The sequence below is a fragment of the Planctomyces sp. SH-PL62 genome, from assembly GCF_001610895.1.
GTDB lineage: Bacteria > Planctomycetota > Planctomycetia > Isosphaerales > Isosphaeraceae > Paludisphaera.
Map to the genome: position 1 here is coordinate 194,310 of NZ_CP011273.1, position 18,922 is coordinate 213,231.

Annotated in this window: 15 protein-coding genes; 6 read left to right on the top strand and 9 right to left on the bottom strand. The window is 69.0% G+C overall.

The window, feature by feature from the left end; all coding sequences use genetic code 11:
- Nucleotides 1–28 precede the first annotated feature (28 nt).
- The 3 genes from VT85_RS00750 to VT85_RS26370 all read left to right on the top strand — a co-directional run bounded on the left by VT85_RS00750 (nucleotide 29) and on the right by VT85_RS26370 (nucleotide 2,469).
- Nucleotides 29–1,411 carry a DUF2157 domain-containing protein gene (locus VT85_RS00750; protein WP_068409299.1) on the top strand — a complete coding sequence of 461 codons (1,383 nt, stop codon included), beginning with the start codon at nucleotides 29–31 and terminating at the stop codon, nucleotides 1,409–1,411.
- A complete protein-coding gene (locus tag VT85_RS00755; protein WP_068409301.1) occupies nucleotides 1,398–2,012 on the top strand; it encodes a GDYXXLXY domain-containing protein in 615 nt (204 codons plus the stop codon). Before VT85_RS00750 ends, VT85_RS00755 begins: the two co-directional genes overlap by 14 nt.
- A gap of 286 nt (nucleotides 2,013–2,298) precedes the next feature.
- Entirely contained in the window at nucleotides 2,299–2,469 is a 171-nt protein-coding gene (locus VT85_RS26370) for a DUF1328 domain-containing protein (RefSeq protein ID WP_082858257.1), read from the top strand.
- Between the two features lie 150 nt (nucleotides 2,470–2,619).
- Here VT85_RS26370 and VT85_RS00760 read toward each other — a convergent pair whose 3' ends face one another.
- From VT85_RS00760 to VT85_RS00775, 4 genes are all read right to left on the bottom strand, one after another.
- The gene (locus tag VT85_RS00760) at nucleotides 2,620–3,585 is read right to left on the bottom strand and encodes a PLP-dependent cysteine synthase family protein (protein ID WP_068409303.1); all 966 of its coding nucleotides are present in this window, start codon (nucleotides 3,583–3,585) and stop codon (nucleotides 2,620–2,622) included.
- Nucleotides 3,586–3,677: 92 nt separating this feature from the next.
- The gene (locus VT85_RS00765) at nucleotides 3,678–4,661 is read right to left on the bottom strand and encodes a DUF4349 domain-containing protein (RefSeq protein WP_068409305.1); all 984 of its coding nucleotides are present in this window, start codon (nucleotides 4,659–4,661) and stop codon (nucleotides 3,678–3,680) included.
- Between the two features lie 186 nt (nucleotides 4,662–4,847).
- The gene (gene asnB / locus VT85_RS00770) at nucleotides 4,848–6,776 is read right to left on the bottom strand and encodes an asparagine synthase (glutamine-hydrolyzing) (protein WP_068409308.1); all 1,929 of its coding nucleotides are present in this window, start codon (nucleotides 6,774–6,776) and stop codon (nucleotides 4,848–4,850) included.
- Nucleotides 6,777–6,852: 76 nt separating this feature from the next.
- Nucleotides 6,853–7,044: a hypothetical protein gene (locus VT85_RS00775; RefSeq protein WP_068409310.1), complete on the bottom strand. Its 192-nt coding sequence runs from the start codon at nucleotides 7,042–7,044 to the stop codon at nucleotides 6,853–6,855.
- A gap of 365 nt (nucleotides 7,045–7,409) precedes the next feature.
- Here VT85_RS00775 and VT85_RS00780 point away from each other — a divergent pair, with 365 nt between their 5' ends.
- Nucleotides 7,410–8,156 (top strand): PEP-CTERM sorting domain-containing protein, encoded by a 747-nt coding sequence (locus tag VT85_RS00780; protein ID WP_156512598.1) that lies wholly within the window; start codon nucleotides 7,410–7,412, stop codon nucleotides 8,154–8,156.
- 232 nt (nucleotides 8,157–8,388) lie between these two features.
- Nucleotides 8,389–11,367 (top strand): right-handed parallel beta-helix repeat-containing protein, encoded by a 2,979-nt coding sequence (locus VT85_RS00785; protein ID WP_068409314.1) that lies wholly within the window; start codon nucleotides 8,389–8,391, stop codon nucleotides 11,365–11,367.
- 200 nt (nucleotides 11,368–11,567) lie between these two features.
- Here the strand turns inward: VT85_RS00785 and glgC are convergent, their stop codons facing one another.
- Nucleotides 11,568–12,800, bottom strand: coding sequence for a glucose-1-phosphate adenylyltransferase (gene glgC, locus VT85_RS00790; protein ID WP_068409315.1), 1,233 nt, complete (start codon nucleotides 12,798–12,800; stop codon nucleotides 11,568–11,570).
- A 328-nt stretch (nucleotides 12,801–13,128) separates the two neighbouring features.
- Between glgC and VT85_RS00795 the strand changes: the two genes are divergently transcribed.
- On the top strand, nucleotides 13,129–14,871 hold the full coding sequence (locus tag VT85_RS00795; protein ID WP_068409318.1) for an alkaline phosphatase: 1,743 nt from the start codon (nucleotides 13,129–13,131) through the stop codon (nucleotides 14,869–14,871).
- 426 nt (nucleotides 14,872–15,297) lie between these two features.
- Here the strand turns inward: VT85_RS00795 and VT85_RS00800 are convergent, their stop codons facing one another.
- From VT85_RS00800 to VT85_RS00815, 4 genes are all read right to left on the bottom strand, one after another.
- Nucleotides 15,298–15,699: a hypothetical protein gene (locus tag VT85_RS00800; protein ID WP_068409320.1), complete on the bottom strand. Its 402-nt coding sequence runs from the start codon at nucleotides 15,697–15,699 to the stop codon at nucleotides 15,298–15,300.
- Between the two features lie 488 nt (nucleotides 15,700–16,187).
- Nucleotides 16,188–17,000 carry an endonuclease/exonuclease/phosphatase family protein gene (locus VT85_RS00805; RefSeq protein WP_068409322.1) on the bottom strand — a complete coding sequence of 271 codons (813 nt, stop codon included), beginning with the start codon at nucleotides 16,998–17,000 and terminating at the stop codon, nucleotides 16,188–16,190.
- Nucleotides 17,001–17,153: 153 nt separating this feature from the next.
- Complete coding sequence (locus VT85_RS00810; RefSeq protein WP_068409324.1) at nucleotides 17,154–18,128, bottom strand: DUF1559 domain-containing protein; 975 nt, start codon at nucleotides 18,126–18,128, stop codon at nucleotides 17,154–17,156.
- 66 nt (nucleotides 18,129–18,194) lie between these two features.
- The gene (locus tag VT85_RS00815) at nucleotides 18,195–18,659 is read right to left on the bottom strand and encodes a hypothetical protein (RefSeq protein ID WP_068409326.1); all 465 of its coding nucleotides are present in this window, start codon (nucleotides 18,657–18,659) and stop codon (nucleotides 18,195–18,197) included.
- Between the last annotated feature and the right edge of the window lie 263 nt (nucleotides 18,660–18,922).

The window sequence follows — 18,922 nt, forward strand, 5'->3', positions numbered from 1 at the left end:
CGCCGGCGTCGGCGCAAGGGAACGCTACATGAGCGGTCGCGAGATCACGGCCGACCGGCGCGCGTGGCTGGTGGGCGAGGTGGAAGCCTGGACGGCGATGGGCCTTCTCTCCGTCGAGCAGTCGACGGGGATCCTCGGCGTGTACGCGGACGCGCCCCGGCGCGAGGCCGCGAGGCGGGACGACCGGGCGAGCGCCGCGGTCATGGGGCTGGGGGCCTTGCTGATCGGCCTGGCCGTCTTCACGGCGGTCGCGTTCAACTGGTCGGAGCTGCCGAGGGGGGCGCGGATCGCCCTGATCTTCCTGACGCTCGCCGGGACCTACGGCGGGGCCTGGCTGCTGCGCTATCGGGCCGCCGCGAGGACGACCTCGAACGTCGTCTGCTTCCTCGGCTGCCTGTTCTACGGCGCGGCGATCGCGCTGATCGCGCAGATGTTCAACTTCAACGTGGAAGGTCCCGACGGCTACTGGTGGTGGGGGATCGGCGTGCTGCCGTTCGCCCTGACCCTGGGGACCTGGCCGCTGCACGCCCTGACCGCCGCGACGCTCGCCTATTTCGTCGGCCTGTCCGCGTTCGGGTCGTGGTCCTGGGGCGGGGGCGGGATGCGAGACCTGGTCGAGCCGGCCTGGAGCGTCCCGATCCTCGCGGGCCTGGGCCTGGCCTGGGCCTACCGCCACAAGTCGCGGAGCGCGCTGGGCCTGTACGTCGCGCTCGGGACCTGGTGGCTGCTCCTCCAGCCGACGGCCTGGCGGCTCGACGAGGCGCCGATCTACTGGGTCGGGCTGGTGGGATCGCTCCTCTTGCTGCTGGCCGAGTGCCATCCGGTCGAGGGGGGCCTGGGGATCCCGTATCGGTTCTTCGGGGTGGTGCTGGTCGGCGGCGTGCTGCTGCCGCTGAGCACGTACGCGGCCAACTCGGCGATGAGCGGCGAGATCCTGCCGACGCCGCTGGCGATCGAGTCGGCGGCGGCCGTGGTGCTGGCGGCGATCCTCCTGGTCGTCGCGGCCGAACTCGACCGCCGCCGCGAGGGGGGGGCCGGCTCGCTGGGCCGGAGGCTGCTCGCCGCCCCCGGCCGTTGGTTCCCGGTCCTGATGCTGGCCTTCTTCGCGGCCCTGGGCTTCTGGAACGCCGTCGTGGCCGAGCCGATCACGACGACGATCGCGGCCAACGTCGCGATGGCGTCGCTGGCGATCTGGCTGACGATCGTCGGCGCCCGCGAGGATCGAGTCCGTCCCTTCGCGGCCGGCGTGGCGTACTTCCTGCTCTGGGCGATCGCCCGCTACATCGACCTGTTCAGCGGCTTCGGCGGCATGCCGGGCGCGGCCCTGATGTTCCTGGCCTGCGGCGGGGCCCTCGTCGCGGCCTCCTTGCTCTGGCGACGGCTGAAGGAGGTCCACCATGTCCCTGCCTGAACCCAAGCCCGCCGCCTCCTCCGCGCTCGCCGACCCGGATTTCGGCGCCTCGGCGCGGCCTCGGGGGCCGTTCGCGACCCGCGAGTCCAAGCTCCTGATCGCGGCGGCGGCGTTCCAGCTCCTCGTCCTGGGCTGGATGATCGGCGGGACGTTGCTGGCGTTTCGCGAGACGCGGACCGTCCTCCTGAAAGTCGAGCCGGTCGATCCCCGCGACCTGTTCCGGGGCGAGTACGTGATCCTCGCCTATGACTTCGGCCGCGTCCCCCCCGAGGGGATCGAGGGCCTCCCCGGCCCTTTCACGGCCGAGAATTTCGACGACTGGCACGATCGCCCCGTCTTCGTGCCGCTGATCCCCGAGGAGGGCGGGATGGGCCGATACGCCGCCGGCCCCCCCAGAAGCACGCCTCCGCCGGACGGCGTTCCTTTCCTCCAGGGGACGCTGGAAGAGCCCTCGCGGATCGTCTTCGGCATCGAGACCTACTACGTCCAGGAGGGGGGAGGAGCCCCCTACGAAGCCGCCGCCCGCGACCACAAGCTCTGGGCCCGCGTCGCCCTGAACCGCTCCGGCCATGGGACGCTGCAGGGGCTCGAGATCGATTGAGCCTCCGCTGGTGCAATCCTGCTTCCCTCGACGGAGAGGCGGATGCGCAGCGTTGGACGAGGGGGCGCCGAGCACGGGGGCCGTCGCCCCCTCGGTTGTTCCGAGATGACGGCCGAATCAATCAAGCGCAAGGCCGTCGCGGGTTCTTTATTTGTCATGGGGCTATGGCATCACGTTTGCGTTATTGCTCTGGCGTTGGCGTCGAGGCCGGCCGGGGACCGAGTGGTCCGGTCGCGGCCCTCAGCCGGAGCATTCCCATAGCCATCCAGGCGAAAGGATCACGACCATGTTGCGCTGGGCTATCGTCTTCTTCGTGCTCGCGCTGATCGCGGGCTTCCTGGGCTTTGGCGGCATGCAGAGCGACCTGGCGGGGATCGCCAAGATCCTGGTCTTCGTCTTCCTCGTGCTGTTCGTGGTCGCGCTGGTCATGGGCCGTTCCGGTCCACCCGCCGTATAATCGGCGTCGATCCATCAAGGATCAAGCCATCGAAAAGGGCCGGGGACGGACGCTGCAAGAAGCGTCGCGTCCCCGGCCCTTTTTTCTGACCGTCGCGGATTTTCGGGGGCCACACAATGTCCTTCCCTCGCGGGGGGGAAGACCGTCGTCTCAGCCTTGCGAGGTCGCGCCGAACAGTTCGGTGGAGAAATAGCGTTCCATGCGGTCGGGGAAGACCGTGAGGATGCGGGCTTCGGGCCCGAGGCGTTGGGCGACCGTCATCGCGGCCCGGTAGTTGAGGCCGGAGCTGGGCCCGATGGGGAATCCCTTGCGGATCAGGCGACGGGCGACTTCCATGGATTCGTCGTCGGAGACGTCAAGCTCCACCAGGGACGCCGCGCGGTCGGCGCGGAATTTCGTGTAGATGGCGGAGAGGCCGTCGATCACGCCGGGAATCCGACCGCTGAACGAGCAGCACTCCGCCCCCGCCCCGCCGATCGCGGCGCCGCCGACGGGCCTTGCGGCGAAGGCGGTGGGCGAGCAGCCGTGATCGCACAGGCCCTCGAACAGGCCGACGAGCGTCCCGCCGGTGCCGACCCCGCTGACGACGGCGTCGACCCGACCGCCGGGGATCTGCGCCAGGACTTCCTGGGTGGTGCGGCTCCGGTGCGCGGCGGGGTTGTCCGGGTTCTCGAACTGGAGCGGCTGGAACGCCCCGCGCTCGTCGGCGACGGCCGCCGCGGCGGCGAGGGCACCGAGAATGCCCTCGCCTCGGGGTGAGAACTGGACCTCACCGCCGTACGCCTCGATCATCAGCCGGCGCTCGCGGCTGACCCCCTCGGGCATGACCGCGACGAACTTCAGGCCGAGCTGCGCCGAGGCCAGGGCCATGGCGATGCTCGTCGAGCCGCTCGACGCCTCGACGACGGTCCCCCCCGGCGGGACCGTCCCGGTGCGCACCGCCTTGTGCAGGATGTGGCAGGCGATGCGGTCCTTCGTCGAGCCGCTGGGGTTGAGGAACTCGAGCTTGCACCAGATCGTCGGCCCGTCCGGATCGAGCCGGACGGGGATCAACGGCGTCGCCGCCGCGCGGTCGAGATAGTGGTTGACGTCGGGAAGCCGGGCGCCGGTGTTCACGGGGACCTCGCGGGCTGCTGGTGGTCGTTCGCATCGAGATCGATGCCGTCCCGGACAGCTTACGCCATCCTCGCGGCGGTCGGGATCGACGGTCAGACGGCCGGAGGCGTCGAGGTGGTCGGCCGGGGCGTCCGGGCGATGGCGATCAGGCGTCGTAGGCCCCACCACATCAGCACGAGCCCGATCGCGTAGAACGGCAACCAGACGACCTGGCCGACGACGAAGATCGTCAGGGCCTTGCCCAGGTCGAGCAAGCGGGTGAGCGAGCTCTGCCAGGTGCGCGCCAACTGCGTGGGGAAGTCGGCCACGACGGGCGCGGGGGGCTGGAAGCGGTCGCGCTCGCGGATCGTCAGCGTCAGGGTGGCGAGCGAAGAGAGGTTCTGGAGCACGCGGAGGCGGCCCTGCATCTGCTCGACCTCGCCCCGGACGCGGGCGAGTTCCACCTCCACCTTCAGCACCTCTTCAAGCTGGCCCGAGCGTTCTTCCAGGATCTTCTTGAGCGTCTCCTCCTCGACCAGCTTGTTCTTGATCCGGGCCTCGACGTCGTAGAACTCGGCGGTGACGTCCTGGGACTTGCGGTTGAACTGCACGAGTTCGCCCAGCGCCATGATCGAGCGGACGAGGCCGTCGAAGCGGTCGACCGGGACGCGGAGCCGCCAGAATTGCGAGCGGAGCGAGCCCGGCGAGCCGGTCATGTTCTCCTCGGCGATGTACCCGCCCGACGAGGCGACCAGCTCGCCGACCATGGCGGCCACGGGGTCCACCGCATCGACGGCCAGGTCGAGCGTGGCGTCGTAGATGACCTTGCGGGAGATTCCGGCGTCTGTGGGCGCAGCGGCCTCGGCCGGTGCCTCGGGTGCCGTCGCGGCGTGCATCCCCATCATGCCCCCCGCCATCCCCCCACCTCCGTCGGAGTCCGCCGAGATCACCTGGCCGGGGGCCGGCACCTTGTAATTGGCGTAATGCGACGCCGCAGGGGCTTCCGCCGTCTTCATCTGCGCCTCGTATCCCGCCTCGCCGCAGCCGGTCAGCGGGAGGAGCACCATGGTCAGGAGGAAGCTGGCGGGTGATTGCATGGTCGGGCCTTTCGTCGAAGAACCGCATCGTGGCGAGGGAAAGGGGCGTTCCTCTTCTTAGACGTTGGGACAGGCCGTTTTGATAGTCGGCGACATGAAAATCGTGGGGGAGCGCCTATCGACCGGCGCGCCGCCGACGTTCCGGACTCGGGTCGACGATTCGATGATCCGCGACCTCGGCGGATTTCAAGTCGGGTCGAGGTGGTTCCGCATCCAGAGTTCGAGCATGAGGAGGGCCCAGAGGCGGTGGCCGTGCTCGCGGCGGCCGGAGGTGTGCTCGTCGACGAGGTTGCGGATCTGGTCGGGGCGGAAGAGGCCGCGTTCGAGGGTGGAGCGGTCGAGGAGGACCTCGGTCAGCTCGGATTTCAGCTCGTCGCGGAACCAGCGGCCGACGGGGACGCCGAAGCCCATCTTGCGGCGGGTGCGGATGGGTTCGGGGATGAGGTCGGCGAACGCGCGCTTGAGGACCACCTTGGATCGCCCAGGTCGGATCCGCATCTTTCGGTCGATGGGCATCGCCGCCGCCAGCTCGACGACGCGGTGATCGAGGAACGGCCCCCGACACTCAAGGCCGTGGGCCATGCTCGCCATGTCCACCTTGTGCAAAAGGTCGCCGGGAAGGTAGGTGAGCAGGTCGCAGGCCATGGCCCGGGTCACGACGTCGCGGCCCGACGCCTCGGCGAGGGCGCGATCGAGGATCGAGGCGGGGTCGGCCGATTCGGGGTCGTCCAGGCCCGAGGCGTAGGAGGCGAGGCGGTCGAGCTGGTCGTCGGCGTAGAGCGCGAGCCGTTGGTCCTCGTCGAAGGTCGTCATCCAGCCCAGGTAGCGTCGGGACGCCGGCTCGTCGATCCGCTCGAAGACCCGCTCCAGCGCCCGCAGCCGCGACTTGGCCTTGCCGGATCGGGGCAGGATGCGGGCCGTCATCCGGCCGAGTGCACGGGCGCCGACGGGAAGGCGCTGGAAGAGTTCGGTCAGGGCGAGGGCGCGGTAGCGGTCGTAGCCGCCGAACAGCTCGTCGCCGGCGTCGCCGGTCAGGGCGACGGTGACCTCGCGGCGGGTCTCGCGGGCGACGTGCCAGGTCGGCAGCGCCGAGCTGTCGGCGAACGGCTCGTCGAACTGCCGGGCCAGGGCCGGGAGGGTCTGCCACGCTTCCGGCTCGACGCGGAACGTGCGGTGCTCCGTGCCGATCGCCTTCGCGGCGGCCTCGGCGAAGGCCGTCTCGTCGTAGGCGGGGTCGGGGAAGCCGATGGCGAACGTCTTCACCGGCCGGGTCGAGGCGCGCTGCATGAGCCCCGCGATGATCGTCGAGTCGACGCCGCCGGAGAGGAACGCGCCCAGCGGCACGTCGGCGATCATCTGCTCGCGCACGGCGGAGTCGAGGGTGGCGCGAAGCTCCTCGGCGTCTTCCTCGAACGGCCGCCGACGCTCCAGGTTCCAGTCCGGGTTCCAGTAGCGTTCGATCCGGAGGCCGCCGTCGCGCCAGACCGCGAAGTGGCCCGGCGGGAGCTTGTGCACCCCCTGGAGGATCGTCCGGGGATGCGGGATGTATCCCAGGGTGAGGTACTGATCGACGGCCGCCGGGTCGACGCGGCGGGGGATCTCGGACTCCGGCAGCGCCAGGAGCGCCTTCAGTTCGCTGGCGAAGGTCAGCCGGCCGCCGTGGTTGCGATACAGCAGCGGCTTCTGCCCCATCCGGTCGCGGGCCAGGGTCAGGGTGCGCCGGGGGGCGTCCCAGATCGCCAGCGCGAACATGCCCCGGAGCAGGCCGAACATCGCGGGTCCCTCGTCCTCATAGAGATGGACGAGGACCTCGGTGTCGCCGGTCGATCGCAGGGTGTGGCCCCTGGCTTCGAGCCGGTGTCGGAGCGCGGGGAAGTTGTAGATCTCGCCGTTGAAGACGGTCCAGACGGTGCCATCCTCGTTCGAGAGGGGCTGACGGCCCCCCGGCAGGTCGACGATCGCCAGCCTTCGGAATCCCAGCGCCGCATGGGCGTCGCGATGGACGCCGGCGTCGTCGGGCCCGCGATGGACGATCCGGTCCATCATCGCCGCCAGACGGTCCTCCCCCAGTGCCAAGGCCGGATCGCTCCAGACTGCTCCGCAGATACCGCACATGGCCGAGCCTTTCGCCGAGTCCCGACGCGTCCGTCGACCGGACGTCCGGGTTCCAGGATAGCAGGCCCGGCCCGGCTCAGCGACGACCGCTCGACATCGACGACGAATCGGGCGCGAACTCGGGCGTCCACGCGCCCCAGTACACGTTTTCCAACGGTCCGCGCAAGGCGTTGACGAAGCCGTGCTCCTCGCCGACGTCCGTGTGATTCGTCGAGGCGCAGCCGCAGAGGGCCAGTAATGCCGCCGCCAGCATGACCAGACGTCGCATGATCCACTCCTCACTTCTCACCGACCGCGGTCCCGCGCCGGATTATTGCGTTCGCCCTAGCTCGTGCAAGCCCGATCCGAGCCCAGGTCGATCGCTGGACTCCCACTCCCCGATTCGCGTCTCGGAGGAGCAGGCCGATCCGGCGTCCTCGACGAACGGTAAGGCCGTGAAATCGCGGCGAGCCCCGTCGACGGCCCCGATCGTGGCCTAGTTGTTGAGTGTCGCGAATCGGAATGGGGAGCGGCGAAGGGGCCGCGAAGCGACGGCGGCGGGGGTCGGCGATGAGGCCGGACTCCGCCGCTCGGGGAAGGGCTCGACCGCCCCCCGATCGCGTGAGATGGACATGATGGGGAAGGAGTGCGTTGATGCGGAGATTGGGCGCCTTGGCTCGATTCGGGTTTGCGCCCGCGGCTTTCCTGGGCCTCGGGTTGGGTTCGGCCTCGGCGGGGTTGGTGCTCACCGTCGAGGCCCCGGGACGGCAGGAGACCTCCGTGGCCGGGGTGACCACCGAACGGTTCGAGAGCTTCGCGACCGGCTGGACGAGTTCGCTGTCGACGGCCGTGGGGTCGATCACCTCGGGGAACATGTTCGTCCTGAACGCCGACCAGTACGGCGGCGCGGGGGGGACTGGGAAGTATCTGGCGGTCGGCGGCGGGAACGACCCGACGACGTTGCAGTTCAACGCCGCGCAGGCGTATTTCGGCTTCTGGTGGTCGGCGGCCGATCCATCGAATTATCTCGAAATCTACTCGGGCTCGGCCCTGCTCGCCAGATTCGACCCCACGACGGCCCTGGAGGCGCTGTCGTACGAGTACAAGGGGAATCCGACGGCCCCCTTCGAGGGCTGGAACTACGGCGAGAAGTACGCGTACCTGAACTTCGCCGGGACCGCCGGGACGACGTTCGACCGGGTCGTCTTCATGAACCCCAACAGCGGCAGTCGACTGGAGTTGGACAATTTCAGCATCCGAAACGCGGCCGTCGACGGGCTGCCGGGGACCGTGATCGACGGCGTCGAAGCCGTCCCCGAGCCCTCCTCGTTCGCGATGGCCGGGGTGGCGTCGGCGCTCGCCCTGGGCTTCGCCGCCCGTCGGGGGAGGAAGGCCCGCTGATCGAGGAGCCGGAGGATTCCGCCGCGTCGCCTCGGGCCTCCCGGGGCGATGGCGCTTTTGACATTCCCCGCGGGGAATCTAGGTTCAGGATGGAGGAGCCCGGTTCCCGGGGCCTTTTAGGTCTCGCGACCGGCCACGACCACGCCGACCTCCTCTCCCCCCTCCGCGCCACGGTCGGCGCTTTCCATCCGTCACGGGAATCGGCCCGTCGTCACGCAACTGGAGTCGAACCATGCCCATCCGCGTCTTCCCGTCTTCAGGTCGTTGGAGCCCCCTCGGTCGGGCGGTCGGACTTTCCCCCCGCCGCGCGGGCCGACGCCGGGCGAACGATCGCCGCCGGCCGACGATCGAAAACCTGGAGGTCCGATCGCTGCTCTCCACGATGTTCGTCGACGACGACTGGGCCGGCCTCTCGGCCGGGACCGTCGTCGACGGCAAGACCATCGGGACCGACGCCTTCGCGACCATCCAGGGCGCGATCTCCATGGCCGTCAACGGTGACGAGGTTCGGATCGCCGAGGGGACCTACTCCGGCGTCGTGACGATATCCAAGAGCCTGGACCTCGTCGGCGCCGGCGCGGACAAGGTCACCCTCGACGTCTCCGCCATCGCGTCCTCCTACGGCGTGAACATCACCGCCTCGGAGGTCGGCCTCAGCGGGATGACCGTCAAGGGCTCGAAGGAGAACGCCAAGCTGAAGTACGGGATCTACTCCAGCGGCAAGTCGGACGTGACCTTGCAGAATCTGGTCGTGCATTCCATGCCGTCCACGGGGGTCAACCTGATCGGCTCGACCGATTTCACGATCACGGGCGTGACCTCGCGCGACAACAACGGGGCGGGGATCTTCCTCACCGACGTGAAGCGGGGCACCCTGACCGACGTGGCGACCTCGGGGAACGTCTGGACCGGGCTGGCCTTTTCGACGGCCGGCCGCTATCACGCGATCGGTATCGAGGGGGTGGTGATCGCGGGCGCGAGCACGTTCGGCGAGGCCGCCACGGCCAACGGCGGCGTGATGTTCGAGGAGTCCTCCTGGGACGACGTGGGCAAGGTCTACGACCCGTCGAACCCCTACCCGATCACCTTCAGCACCAACCCGGCCGACGGCGCCGACGTGACGTTCAGCACGACGACCCCCCTGCCCTACGTCCTCTCGGGCCCGCAGGACGACGCCTGGTCGGTGCGTCGGCGGTTTTACGCGTCGCTGGATCAGGGGTTGGACGCGGCGTCCGGGGCGCCCGACCACTATCTGAATCACGACCGGGTGCTGGCGACGGTGGGAGCGTCCGGCGCGGCGCGGACGTTCACGGTGGGGCCGTACGCGACGATGAGCATCCAGGCGGCGATCGACGCGGCCGACGTCGGCGACACGGTGCACGTCCAGACCGGGACCTATGCCGAGAACCTCGCGATCGATCAGGCGATCACGCTCGAAGGCGCCGACGGCGCGATCCTCCAGCCCACCTCGGGCGCGGCGGTGGCGATCACCGGGATCGGCTCGGAGGCGAGCCCGATCGCCGTTCGCGGATTCCAGATCCTCGGCGGCGAGCAGGGCGTCCGGCTTCATGGGGAGGTGGGGGGGGTCGTCCTGGAGGATGTGCTGATCAGCGGGACGACCATCGGCGTCGACGCGAGCGACGGGGCGGCCGTCTCCGGCTTCCAACTCCGTTCCAGCGTGATCACCGGCAACGGCACGGGCCTCCTGATCGGCGAGGGGGCGGAAGAGATCTCCATCAACTTCAGCCGGATCGTCGGCAACGCCTCGTCGGCCCTGACGAACCTGTCCGCGACGGCGGTCGACGCGGTCCACAACTGGTGGGGCTCCAACGCCGGGCCGGGCTCGTCCGCGACCGGCGCGGTCACGGCGGCGCCCTACATCGTCCTGAGCCTTTCGAATCCCGGGCCGCTCGTCGTCGGCGGATCGGCCGGGATCACGGTCGATCTGAATCACGACTCGGCCGGGCAGGACGTCTCGGGCCTCGGCCGGATCCCGGGCCTGTCGTTGGTCCACCTCACGCCGGACCTCGGCTCGCTGAGCGAGGACTTGCTCGCGCTGGTCGACGGCGTCGGCTCGACCCTCTTCTCGGCCGGGAGGACGACGGGCCAGGCGACCGTGACAGCCAGCCTCGACGGCGCATCGGCGTCGACGTCGTTCGACGTCCTGAGCCCGCCGCTGTCCCTCGCCGGCCCGGCGTCCGTCGACCAGGGATCGACCTACACCCTGAGTCTCCTGAGCGACGGCTCGCCGGTCGACGTGGGCCTGTGGCGGATCGACTGGGGTGACGGGACGATCGACTTCGTTTCGGGCGGTCTCGCCACGGCGAGTCACGTCTACTCCGGCGTTCCCGGAGCCCGCACGATCTCCGCCACCGCGACGACGACCTCGGGCGTCTTCGACGCGCGGAATACGGTGTCCGTCCGGGTGCTGAACGTGGCGCCGACGGTGGCGATCGTGGGGGCTCCCGGCTCGCTGAACCAGGGCGAGTCGGTGGTTGCGCAGGCGGTGGGCGCGGACCTCGGCGGCGACGCGCTGACGTATGCGTGGACGGTCACCCGTGAAGGGGTGGTGGTCTTCACCGGCGACCAGGCGACGCTGGCGTTCGCGCCGGTGGTCCCGGGCGAGTACGTCGTGAGCGTGACGGCGAGCGACCCTCACGGAGCGTCGGGGCATGCCTCGCAGGCCGTCTCGGTGCTGAACGTGGCGCCGACGGTCGTTATCCCGCCGATCCCCGAGCAAATCGACGCCGCCGCGACCGTCTCGCTCACGGCCCAGGCGGCCGACGTCAATCCCTCGGCGGTCCTCACTTATGCGTGGACGGTCCTGCGCAACGGCACGGTGGTCGCGGTCGGCGACCGGGCCGTGCTCGACTTCACGCCGATCTTCCCCGGCGTGTACGAGGCCGTCGTGGAGGTCTCCGACGGTGAGGGGGGCCTGGTCGGCCGGTCGGTCGTCTTCACGGCCGTCACGGCCAACGCCCCCCCGGCCGTGCAGCAGTCGGTGCAGGATCTCGTGACGAGGACGGACGCCGTCGTCCGTGAGCAGGAGGTGCGCCTGGCCGCCCTGACCGCGCAGTATGGCGAGGCCCCGCCGCCGACGATCCGCCGACTCATGCAGCGGATCATCCAGTCGACCGTCCGCATCCAGGCGATGACCAACCGTCGGATCTTCGCCATCCAGCGGACGTTCAGCCGGATGGCCCGCCGTTGAGCGGATCGAGGCGGAGGAATCCCGAGGTCCGCGCCCGACGCCGGGCGCGGACCTCGACGTGGCGACGAACGCCGGCGCGATGGGCCGCGGCGAGACGGCGGATACGGTCGTGATCGAATCGACTCTCTGCCGTTCCGAACACCGTCGCTCTCGCCGTGGCTCCTCGCGCCGGCGGAGATCCCTCGCGATCCACGGCGGCTTCAAGCGAAGCGTTCGAGGTCCTCGTCCTTGGAGACGACGGTGACGCCCGCCGGGGTGATGGTGAAGCCGTGCTCGATGTCGAGCTGGCGGTCCCAGCCGATGGTGAAGCCCGGGGGGACGCGGACGTACTTGTCGATGATGGCGTTTCGGACGCGGGCGTGTCGGCCGACCTCGACGCCGTCGAACAGGATGGAATCCTCGACGAGCGAGTAGCTGCGGACGCGGACGGCGGGCGAGAGGATGCTCCGGAAGACCTGGCCCCCCGAGACGATCACCCCCTGGCAGACGATCGAGCCGAACGCCGCGCCGCGACGGTCGGGGTCGGTGTGGACGAATTTCGGGGGGGGGGAGGCGGGCTGGTAGGTGTGGATCGGCCACTCGCGGTCGTACAGGTTGAGGGTCGGGTCGACGGCGATGAGGTCCATGCTGGTCTGGAAGTAGGCGTCGAGGGTGCCGACGTCGCGCCAGTAGGCGGCCGTCTTGCGGTTCTCGTCGCGGAACGGATAGGCGACGACGCGCATCCCCTCCTGGACCATCCGGGGGATGATGTCGCGGCCGAAGTCGTGGCCGCTGGCTTCCTTCCTCGCCGCGTCGCGGAAGAGCAGCTCGTACATGACGTCGGTGTTGAAGACGTAGATGCCCATCGAGGCGAGGGCCTGGTCGGGATGGCCGGGCATGGGGGGCGGGTCCTTGGGCTTCTCGACGAAGCTGGTGATCCGCCCCTCGTCGTCGGTCCCCATGACGCCGAAATCGCGGGCGGCGGCCAGCGTGGAGGGCTGGCAGGCGACGGTCAGGTCGGCCTTGCGTTCGCGATGGAAGTCGATCATGCGGGCGTAATTCATCTTATAGATATGGTCGCCGGCCAGGATGATCGTGTCGCGGGGGGCGGCCTTCTCGATCGTGTAGACGTTCTGGTAGATGGCGTCGGCCGTCCCCTGATACCAGGCCTCGGTGAGCCGCTGCTGGGGCGGGATGACCTCGATGTACTCGTCCAGCTCGCGGCAGAGGAAGTTCCAACCCTGGTCGATATGGCGATTGAGGCTGGTGGCCTTGTACTGGGTGGGGACCAGGATGCGCCTGATGTCGGAATTGATGCAGTTGGATAGGGTGAAGTCGATGATCCGGTAGATGCCCCCGAACGGGACCGCCGGCTTGGCGCGGTCTCGCGTCAGGGGGTCCAGCCGCGTCCCCCGCCCGCCCGCCAGAACGATGGCCAGCACGTCGCGATACACCGTCACGCCTCCGATCGCACTCGACCAGCCGAAACGGGGACGACCTCGCCGCCTCTATTCTGCCCGAGGCGACGCGCCGATCCAACCGGCGACCGCCCCGGCCTTCCTCGCTCCCGCTGGGCGCTGCGGAACCGGCCGCGCATCCGTTAGACTGTCCTTCGGGCGGGGCCGCCGTCCCTCCTCCGAAAGCTCACCGATCCTCCCGCCGATCTTCGCGAGGCGTTCGTATGCTGGGCCCAGGCCCGGGACCGGGGCGGCGTCGCGTCGTCGTCGACGTCCCGCCCGCAGGCGTCCCGGGGTATCGCAGACTCGAAAGGCTCGAAGTTTGATGATCCGACACGCATCTCAACCCGTTCGCATGACGGCCGTCTCGATCGCGGCGGCCCTGCTGGCCTGGGGCGGCCCCCGCGCCGCGCAGGCCGAGGACCGCCTGAAGGAATTGCAGACGGAGTATTCGAACTCCGTCGCCGAGAAGCGCGACCGCGTGTATCACTTCGGGTCGCAGGGCCCCGGCGACGTCTACTCGAACCACGGCAGCCATTCCAACCGCCAGATCCCCGTCTACACCTGGGGGACCAAGGCCGACCTCGGCCTGATCACCGGCTCCGCGAGCAGCTATCGCGACCCGGAGAAGCTCAAGGCGATCTACGGCTACGTGCCCGAGAACACCGTCAACCCCGACGCCGAATACGCCGACCAGAGCGACATCCGCAAGGTCCTGGAGTCGGCCGCCGTCAAGGGCGCCAAGCACGTCTTCATCGTCTGGTTCGACGGCATGGACTGGGTCGCCACCCAGGCCGCCGCGATCGCCAAGTCGAACAAGGTCTACACCGAGGGGAAGGGCTCGGGCCTGATTTTCCAGGACTACGCGGCCCCGGGCTCCAACCCCCAGTACGGCTACGTCGTCACCAGCCCGACGTATGACAAGAGCGACCTCGACGTCGACGCCCAGACGGTCAAGATCCCCAAGGGGAGCATGAAGGGGGGCTACGACGTCCAGATCGCCGGCCCGAACCCCTGGACCCCCGGCCCGCTCGGCGCCAAGGCCCCCGGCTACTTCAAGGGTCAATCGGCCAACGAGGCCGACCGCGAGGGTGTGAAGTCCGTCGGCCGGATCCTCCACGCCTACACCGACTCTTCCCAGAGCGCCGCCGAGATCGTCAGCGGGGTCAAGTCGTACAACAACAGCGTCAACGTGAGCGACGACGGACGTCCGGTCCCCACCATCTTCCACGACCTCCAGGCCCAGGGCTGGAAGACCGGCACCGTGACGAGCGTGCCGTTCCCCCACGCCTCGCCCGCCGGCATGTACGCCCAGAACGTCTACCGCGACGATTATCAGGACCTGGCCCGGACCATGCTCGGCATCCCGAGCGTCATCCAGGAGGCCCTGGGGGCGCCCCAGTATCCCGGCCTCGACGTCGTGATCGGGATGGGCTACGGCGTCATGATGGAGCCCGCGCACCTCAAGCGGCAGGGCAAGAACGCGGTCGAAGGCCACCTGTTCATCGCCGAGGCCGACCGCGCCGCGATCAACGTGAAGAACGGCGGCAAGTACACGGTCGTCGAGACCAAGCTCGGCGTCAACGGCGGCGAGGCCCTCCAGCGCGCCGCGGACGAGGCCGCCCGGGCGGGCACCCGCCTCTTCGGCTTCTTCGGCGAGAAGGGACTGGACCATCTCCCCTTCCGCACCGCCGACGGCAACTTCGACCCCTCCCCCAACCCCTCGAAGGAGGGCAGGCAAGCGGTCGGCCTCCCCTACTCCAAGGAAGTCCTCGACTCCCAGCCGACCCTCGCCCAGATGACCGACGCCGCGCTCACGGTCCTCGCCAGGCCCGACGAGAAGTTCATCCTGTTCGTCGAGGCCGGCGACGTCGACTTCGCGCTCCACGCCAACAACCTGGACAACGCCGTCGGCGCCGTCCACAGCGGCGACGCCGCCATTCGGCGGATCATCCACTGGGTCGAGACCCAGAGCAACTGGGACGACTCCGTCCTGCTCGTCTCGTCCGACCACGGCCACTACCTGGTGATCGACAAGCCCGAAGGCCTGCTCTCGCCCGGCCGCTGATCCCCGGCGGCCTCGCACCCCACCCGCCGGCCGAACCGCACCGCACCACGGCCGCCGCGCTCCTGCGCGGCGGCCGTTTTTCGTGCGCCCCGACCCCTGCCATACGCAGTTGCTTTGGTGACTCGCCTTTACCGAGCGGCCGTGGCGCCCAATGGTCGGTGATCGAGGCAATTTGGTATCAGGCGTCAGGTGAATGCAGAGGAGATTTGATGAAATGACCGATTCGACGTCATGCATTGAATCGGGATTGCGCGGTGCATTGCACGGACTTGAAGCCGATCCGACCCGGCTTGAATCGTCTCATCTCATCTCGTATGAGGCCGGGCGGAAGATGAGCGAACGACGAGGGCCGAAAGTGATGGACGCCGCGTCACGCCCGAGGGGCGGGGGCCGCCGGGAGGGGGCGGGACGGGACGCGGCGGCGGCTCAGGAGAGGAGCTCGGCGAGCTTCTTGACGTTCTCGACGCCGACCTTGGCGACCAGCGGCTTGAGGGCGCGAAGGGCGTCGATGAGGTCTCCTTCGCCCGCGGGGGAGATCCGGGGAGGGGCGAGATAGCCCTCGACGGCGGCCCTGGGGCGGCGTCCCCGGCGCGGGGCCTCGCCGGCCTTGCGCCTGGTCTGCGACTTGTAGGCGGAAATCTGCTGCCGGGGGATCTCCTTGCCGTACTCGGTCCTGACGAATTCATCGATGGAGCTGATGTCGTCGTGACCTTCGGCCAGCGCGTTGCGCACGGCCTGCGCGTTGGAAATCGCGCCGCCCTCGCTCGGGGCGGTCGTCTCTTCGGCCATCTCGGGTACTTCGACGACGGACTTGGATTTGCGGCTCATAGGCGTCTCCGTGGAAGAAAGAATGCGGGGCGGCCCGTTATGCAGGGCGGGAGCGGATCCGGGGATTCGCGAGTCATTCGGTCGCCGGGGGAGAGATCGCCTCGCAGAGGTGAAGCCTCTGTCGGCCGATCCGGCATGTACCTCAAGATAACTCATACGTTATCCAGGATGGGCCCCGATTTCAATATAGGCGCTTGCGCAAACGAGCCCGATCCTTCGCTTCGGGAAGGGTGTTGTCGGGGCCGGGGTGTCCGGCTCGGAACGACGCTCGGAGCCGGGATCGCGCCGCGGTGAATGAGTCCGCTCTCGCCTGCGGTTGTGCGTGGAATCCTTGGATGCGATGATTATATCCGGGCCGGCTATTCAATCGAATGGGCGTCGATCCGTCCCCGGGACGCCTCGATCGGTCGAGGCGCAAGGGGCCGAGGCGGCGTATCCGAATCCGCCGACGCGGGCTCGTCGCCCGCCCGCGGCGGTGTCCGATCCGATCAGCGATCCGTGGGGAATCGCAGGTCGACGAAGACCGGCTGGTGGTCGGACGCGATCGTCTCGACGTCCACGCGAGCCGACCCGGCGACGAGGCCGGCGGCGAGCGGCCCGGACGTGAAGACGTAGTCGATCCGCGCCGAACGAGTCCCATGCACGCCGATCGTGTCTCCCGGGCCTTTCCCGGCGACGGTCCAGGCGTCGATGAAACGGGGACCGGGCTCGGGCGCCGTGAGGGTCCGGTAGTCGGCCGAGTCGGGGCGGAGGTTGAAGTCGCCCATCACGACCCAGGGGTCGGGGCTCGCGGCGACGATCTCGCGCACCCTGGCGACCTGGAGCGCCCGATCGGCCCCGGAGTCATGGGCCAGGTGGGTGACGTAGACCCGCAACGGCTTGCCGTCGACGTCGAGCCGACATTCCAGGAGCCCGCGAGGTTCGGCCTTGTCGCGCCCTTCGGACCTCGGCAGGCGATGGTTCGTGTGGCCCACGATGGGGAACCGCGTCACCAGGGCGACGCCGTAGCTCCCCTCCCCTCTGAGCAGGTTCGGCCCGAAGGCGAAGTTGCCGCCCAGCTCCTTCCCGAGCTGCTCCGCCTGATCCACGCCGCCGCTCCGGTCGCCGAACCGGACGTCGATCTCCTGGAACGCGATCACGTCGGCGCCCCGGACCACGTCGGCGACGCGCTTGAGGTCGAGCTTGCCGTCGGTCCCCTCGCCGTGATGGATGTTGAAGGTGGCCAGCTTGATCACGTCCTGCGCCCCGGCCAAGGCGGGCGACAGGAGGAGTCCGAAGGATAGCGCGAGGCGACGGATCACGGGTAAGGCTCCTTGAGGGACGGGAAACGAAAGAGGGCCTTTCAGCCGTCCTCCGCCCCCGGCGTCGGGGGGAGAGGGGCGGCGAAGGCCCCGGATCGCGGCCCCCTCACGCGTGGCGAGGGGGAGATGTTGGAACGACGGCCTCCGCCTGGATCAATAGGCGTCGGAGCTGATGATCTCGCCCCCCTGGGTGGTGCTCAGGGCGCGCCAGATGGGGAGGCTGACGGAGTTCTTCACGAACCGTACGGAGCCGTCGCACATCGCGGCGTTGACCCCACCGGAGTGCTGGCTTCGGGCTGCCAGGTAGTTGAGGCGGGGGGTGCCCGCGGAGTGGGCGCAGGGGGTGGGCCTGGCGATCGTCGGCGTGCAGGCGCCGCCGCCGTACATCATGTCGGGGAGGGCCGAATTGGGGGCCAGCATGGCGGTGAAGCTGGTGGCGTCGGCCCACCAGGTCATGCCGCGCAGCTCCTGCTCCTTGGGCACGATGAGGACCTCGGAAGCCAGCATGGTATTGGTCGTGCCGTCGGTGATCGAGGCGATGGTGATCGTCTTGCCCTTGTTGGGCGACTCCGGGTGGTCGGCGTTGGTGTAAGGCCTCATGAATGTGAACGGGGCGCCGGCGAAAACGGAGTCCAGCGCGACGCTCTGCTGATTGAGGTCGGTCGCGCCGAAGTTCGCCACGTAGTTGTGCGCCGAGATCTTGCCCGTGGCGTCGGCCCCGAGCGCCGTGCTGATCGGCCTGTGCCGCAGACCATTGCTCGGGCAGAGGAACGCGCTGATGAAGCTCGTCGTAACCGTGGTGTTGGCCAGGTTGACGTAGCGAGGATTGGAGAAATTGTACGAGTTGGAGAGGGCGCCCTGTTCCATATAGGGGAGGATGAACGCCTGCCAGGTGCCGTTGCAGCAGTCGGACGCGCCCGGGGGGAACGAGCCCACCGCGTCGCCGTAGTTGTGGACGGCGAGCCCGATCTGCTTCAAATTGTTGGTGCACTGGATCCGCCGGGCGGCCTCGCGCGCCGACTGCACCGCCGGGAGCAACAGCGCGATGAGCACGGCGATGATGGCGATGACCACCAGCAGTTCGATCAGCGTGAATCCACGCGGGCGCTTACGAATTTCGGACGGCATCGGATGAAAACTCCTGGGACCGGGAGGGAGAGGGATGGACGGGGATTTCGTCGGCGATTTCCCCGTTCACTTCGAGGTGACGGCGAACGGGAAATCGTTCGGACCGGCTTCGGTGACGTCGGCGGTCAGCTCGGTACGCGCGTTGTATCGCTCGGGGAGGGCTTCCGCGAGGGTCGTCGACGGCGGCGGGATGACCTCGCCGGTCACGCTGTCGGTGTGCGGCTTCCGCGACGCCTTGGCGGGCGCCTCTTTTTGCACCGAGATGGAGACCCGATACTTGCCGGGGATGAGGCCCTCGGCCTTGGAGATCGCGAACGATCCCGAGGAGACCTTGGTCGCCCCCGAGGTCGAATCGCCCCCCGCGCCCAGGGGCGTGAAGGTGATCAACGCCGACTCCAGCGGCTGGTCGTCGAGCGTGACCCGGCCCGAGATCGCCTGCCGAGGCAGGCCGTCGCCTCCCCCGCAACCCGACGAGGCGACGAGCAGCGCCGCCGCAGCCACAAATCCGGTTCGAAACTTGACGAGGGTCATGAGTCGGAACTCCTTTCAGCAAGGCGCGCAGCGCATCCGGCGAAGCCGCCGGGATGGGGCGTTCGTCGAGCCGTCGACGATGTAGGTTGATTTAAGCAGAGGCCGCCGCCCGAGGAGGACTCCTCGGGCGTTTCGAGCGGGGCTCCATGAAGACTAGAAAAGATAGCGATTCGAACGGGCGAGCTGAACGAACCTGGCGGGGGGATGGCCTCTCGACCGTTGGTCGGGGGGCTAGGCGTTCGGTGGTTTGCGCAGCCGCACGT

Excerpts from the sequence above, each read along its gene's own strand:
- VT85_RS00750 (WP_068409299.1), top strand. The coding sequence starts at position 29 with ATGAGCGGTCGCGAGATCACGGCCGACCGGCGCGCGTGGCTGGTGGGC.
- VT85_RS00755 (WP_068409301.1), top strand. The coding sequence starts at position 1,398 with ATGTCCCTGCCTGAACCCAAGCCCGCCGCCTCCTCCGCGCTCGCCGAC.
- VT85_RS26370 (WP_082858257.1), top strand. The coding sequence starts at position 2,299 with ATGTTGCGCTGGGCTATCGTCTTCTTCGTGCTCGCGCTGATCGCGGGC.
- VT85_RS00765 (WP_068409305.1), bottom strand. The coding sequence starts at position 4,661 with ATGCAATCACCCGCCAGCTTCCTCCTGACCATGGTGCTCCTCCCGCTG.
- asnB (WP_068409308.1), bottom strand. The coding sequence starts at position 6,776 with ATGTGCGGTATCTGCGGAGCAGTCTGGAGCGATCCGGCCTTGGCACTG.
- VT85_RS00775 (WP_068409310.1), bottom strand. The coding sequence starts at position 7,044 with ATGCGACGTCTGGTCATGCTGGCGGCGGCATTACTGGCCCTCTGCGGC.
- VT85_RS00780 (WP_156512598.1), top strand. The coding sequence starts at position 7,410 with ATGCGGAGATTGGGCGCCTTGGCTCGATTCGGGTTTGCGCCCGCGGCT.
- VT85_RS00785 (WP_068409314.1), top strand. The coding sequence starts at position 8,389 with ATGCCCATCCGCGTCTTCCCGTCTTCAGGTCGTTGGAGCCCCCTCGGT.
- VT85_RS00795 (WP_068409318.1), top strand. The coding sequence starts at position 13,129 with ATGATCCGACACGCATCTCAACCCGTTCGCATGACGGCCGTCTCGATC.
- VT85_RS00800 (WP_068409320.1), bottom strand. The coding sequence starts at position 15,699 with ATGAGCCGCAAATCCAAGTCCGTCGTCGAAGTACCCGAGATGGCCGAA.
- VT85_RS00810 (WP_068409324.1), bottom strand. The coding sequence starts at position 18,128 with ATGCCGTCCGAAATTCGTAAGCGCCCGCGTGGATTCACGCTGATCGAA.
- VT85_RS00815 (WP_068409326.1), bottom strand. The coding sequence starts at position 18,659 with ATGACCCTCGTCAAGTTTCGAACCGGATTTGTGGCTGCGGCGGCGCTG.